Source organism: Bradyrhizobium sp. PRIMUS42 (assembly GCF_023006515.1).
Taxonomy (GTDB): domain Bacteria; phylum Pseudomonadota; class Alphaproteobacteria; order Rhizobiales; family Xanthobacteraceae; genus Bradyrhizobium.
The window spans coordinates 1-3,866 of sequence record NZ_JALBGZ010000599.1 but is presented as its reverse complement, the minus strand read 5'-3'; the positions used below and the strand labels follow the sequence as shown (position 1 = coordinate 3,866).

Here is a 3,866-nt window from a genome sequence, read left to right as displayed (position 1 = left end):
GATATTGCCGGCGCGCGCGACCGCGTGCAGGCAGACGGCGAGCGGCTCGGCGAGCGCCGCGGCCTGATAGGAGACGTGATCCGGGATCTTCACGCACTGCGCCGGGATCGCGTCGAAGTAATTGGCGAAGCCGCCCTGCATGTGCGGCGTCTTCGAGGCCGAGCCCATGAAATAGATGTTCTCGCACAGGTTCGGCCGGCCCTCGCGGCAGGCGACGCAATGGCCGCACCAGCGCGACGGGTTGACGGCGACGCGGTCGCCGACCTTCAGGTTGGCGGCGGCCCCTGCAATCTCGACGACCTCGCCGGAGATCTCGTGGCCGAGCACCAGTGGCGACTTCACCACGAAATCGCCGGTCCGGGCGTGACGGAAATAGTGCATGTCCGAACCGCAGATGCCGCCGGCACCGAAGCGGATGCGCACCATGCCGTCGGCGAGCTTGTCGAGCGGATGCTCGACCATGCGCAGATCTTCGGGACCGAACAGGGTTGCGGCGAGAGCGATAGAGGTCATTTGGAGAGTCCCATGTATTTCGGCAGCCAGAGGGTGAGTTCGGGAATGTAGGTGATCGCGATCAGCGCGAGCATCAGCGGCACCAGCCAGGGCAGGATCGCCACCGTCGTGCGCTCGACCGAGAGTTTTGCCACGCGGGCGAGCACGAACAGCACCATCCCGAGCGGCGGATGCAACAGGCCGATCATCAGGTTCAGCGTCATGATCAGACCGAAGTGGATCGGATCGATGCCGAGCTTGAGCACGATCGGCAGCAGGATCGGCACCAGAATGGTGATCGCCGCCGTGGTGTCGATGAAGCAGCCGACGAACAGGATCAGCACGTTGGCCAGCGCCAGGAACACCCATTTGTTGTGGGTGATGCTGAGCATCCAGTCCGACAGCATCTGGGCCGCCTGCGACACCGTCAGCAGCCAGGCGAAGATCGAGGCGGCGGTGACGATGAACAGCACCGAGGCCGTGGTCTCGATGGTGTCGAAGGTCGCCTTGGCGACCGTCTTGAACGTCATGGTGCGGTAGCGCACGAGGCCGAGGAACAGCGACCAGATCACCGCGGCAACGGCGGCTTCCGTCGGCGTGAACCAGCCGAGCGTCATGCCGCCGATCAGGATCACCGGCGCCATCAGCGCCATCACCGCGGAGAAGTCGAAGTACCAGTCGATCAAGAGCAATGTGCCGAGGCCGATGACCACAGCCATGTTGACCGACATGCCGGCCAGCACCATCAGCCAGATCGCGAGCGGGAACGAGAGCACGATGGCAATCTCGAGCCCGGCCGAACCGAGCTGCGGCCAGGAGAACGGCGTGTCACTGCCCCATTTGTTCTTGTGCGCGAAGTAGGTGACCGTCGCCATCATGAACAACGTCAGCACGACGCCCGGAATGACACCGCCGAGGAACAGCGCACCGATCGAGACGTTCGCCATCATGCCGTAGATCACGAACGGCAGTGACGGCGGGATGATCGGCCCGAGCGTCGCCGAGGCTGCGGTGACGCCGACCGAGAACTCGGTGGAGTAGCCGTGGTCCTTCATCGCCTTGATCTCGATGGTGCCGAGACCTGCGGCGTCGGCAATGGCGGTGCCGGACATGCCGGAGAAGATCACCGAGCCGATGATGTTGACGTGGCCGAGACCGCCGCGCATCCACCCCACCAGTGCGACGGCGAATTTGTAGATGCGCCCGGTGACGCCGGCGATGTTCATGAGATTGCCGGCCAGGATGAAGAACGGCACGGCGAGCAGCGGAAAGCTCTCGACGCCGGCGATCATGCGCTGCGCCAGGGTGACGTCGGGCGTCACGCCGCTGACCAGGATGTAGAGCAGCGACGACGCGGCCATGGCGATCGCCACGGGCACGCCGAGCAGCATCAGGACGAGGAAGCCTCCGAGCAACAGCAACATGGGTCTTATCCTTCCGATCCGTCGTAGGCACCGGGACGTTCGAGGACCGAGTAGCCCTGCCGCCAGTTCTGGATGGCCACCTGCACGGAGCGTGCGAACATCAGCACGAAGCCGAGCAGCACGGCGTAATAGACGTAGTCCTTGGGGAGATTGATCGTCGTCATCTGCTCGTCGCCGATGATCTGGATGTAGACCCAGACCAGCTTGATGGCGTAGCCGAAGAAGGCGATGCGGATCAGGTCGATCATTGTCGACAGCGCCCGCGCCACGAGGTGCGGCAGGTAGCGATAGACGAGGTCGACCTGGATGTGCCGCGACAGCCGCACGCACATCGAGGAGCCGATGAAGACCACGCCGATCAGGCAATAGGTCGCGATCTCCTCGGTCCAGGCGTAGCTGTCGTTGAGCACGTAGCGGGTGAAGAACTGCAGGAAGACGGCGAGCGCCATCACCCAGAAGATCGCGAGCGCGACCCAATCCTCGAACGCATAGACGCCGAGATCGACCTTCGGCGTCGCCTCTTCCTCGAAGGTATGGGCGATTTCGTCCGCGGTGATCTGCCGGTGCACTTCGACGGTGGACATGGGGTTGCTCCTTAAACTCGCAGCACGTGATTGACTCACGTCATTCCGGGGCGACGCGTCAGCGTCGAACCCGGAACCTCGAGATTCCGGGTTCTCGCTTCGCGAGCCCCGGAATGACAGCCAATGCTATTTCACCGCCTGGATCTTTTCCCAGTCGGCCTTGCGATAGCCAAAGGTCTCGAACGCGACGTTCTTCAGCACGGTGTCGCGGAACTCGTTCTTGTCGACCTCGGTGACGCTCAGGCCCTTGTCCTTGAAGAAGGCAACCAGCTTGGCCTCGTTCTGCTTGATCTCGCCCGTGGCCTTGGCGGAAGCTTCCTGCGCCACGTCGGTGAAGATCTTCTTGTCCTCGTCAGAGAGCTTCTTCCACAGCGCGCCGGCGATCACGGTGTTGAGGTGATCGACGATGTGGCCGGTCAGCACGATGTGCTTCTGCACCTCGTAGAACTTCTTGGCCTCGATCGTGGTCAGCGGGTTCTCCTGCGCCTCGACGGTGCCGTTCTGGAGCGCGAGATAGACTTCGGCGAACGCGATCGGCGCGGTGTTGGCGCCGCAGGCGCGCGGCATCGCGAGGTAGGCCGGCACGTCGGGCACGCGCATCTTCAGGCCCTTCATGTCGGCGCAGGTCTTGATCGGCTTGTTCGACGAGGTCTGGCGCACACCGTAATAGGTCACCGCGACGATGTGGTGGCCGCTCTTGTCCTCGTAGCCCTTGGCGAGCTCCTTGAAGATGTCGCTCTTGGTGTAGGCCAGCAGATGGTCGGCATCGCGGAACGTGTAGGGATAGTAGGTCACGCCGATCGGCGGGAAGCTCTTGGCCGCGAAGCTCGAGCCGGAAATGATGATGTCGACCGAACCGAGCGACAGGCCCTGGTTGATGTCGGCTTCCTTGCCGAGCTGCGAGGCCGGATAGACGTCGATCGCATAGCGCCCGTTGGTGCGCTTGCCAATCTCCTGCGCGGCCCAGACCGAGGCGGTGTGGAACGGCTCCGAGGTCTCGTAGACATGGGCCCATTTGAGCTTGGTCTGCGCCATGCTGGCATTTGTCGCAGCCAGCAGCGTAGCGGCGGACACCGCCGCGGCAATCGTCATCTTCTTCAACATCGACTTTTCCTCCATCGTTCAAGTCTGCTTCTTGTTCACCCGCCCCGGCACGGATGCGGGCCGTACAATCTCATCGCCGCCGCGCGCCGCTGCCCGCGACCCGCTTCTTCGGCGCGTGCTTCGGTTTCGACGGCTTTACCGCGGGTCGCGCCGTGCGGCTGCGTCCCGACGACGATCCTCCAACGGTCTCGGCGCCAAAATTCTGCGCGAAGCGCTCCTGCGAGCGCGCCAGATGTTCGCGCATCGCCTCGCGCGCGGCTTG

Annotated in this window: 4 protein-coding genes and 1 pseudogene; all 5 read right to left on the bottom strand. The window is 63.6% G+C overall.

Translation table 11 applies throughout. From position 1 onward, the window contains the following. The coding region (locus MOV75_RS30140; RefSeq protein ID WP_247007143.1) for an alcohol dehydrogenase catalytic domain-containing protein at positions 1–513 on the bottom strand (513 nt) is incomplete at its 3' end. Beyond that, positions 510–1,916 carry a TRAP transporter large permease gene (locus tag MOV75_RS30135; protein ID WP_246931254.1) on the bottom strand — a complete coding sequence of 469 codons (1,407 nt, stop codon included), beginning with the start codon at positions 1,914–1,916 and terminating at the stop codon, positions 510–512. The genes MOV75_RS30135 and MOV75_RS30140, both read right to left, overlap by 4 nt. Before the next feature lie 5 nt (positions 1,917–1,921). Further along, positions 1,922–2,500, bottom strand: coding sequence for a TRAP transporter small permease (locus MOV75_RS30130; protein ID WP_246931255.1), 579 nt, complete (start codon positions 2,498–2,500; stop codon positions 1,922–1,924). A gap of 126 nt (positions 2,501–2,626) precedes the next feature. Next, on the bottom strand, positions 2,627–3,604 hold the full coding sequence (locus tag MOV75_RS30125) for a sialic acid TRAP transporter substrate-binding protein SiaP (RefSeq protein WP_246931256.1): 978 nt from the start codon (positions 3,602–3,604) through the stop codon (positions 2,627–2,629). Between the two features lie 70 nt (positions 3,605–3,674). Next, a pseudogene (locus MOV75_RS30120) lies at positions 3,675–3,866 on the bottom strand (GntR family transcriptional regulator); the annotation flags it as partial.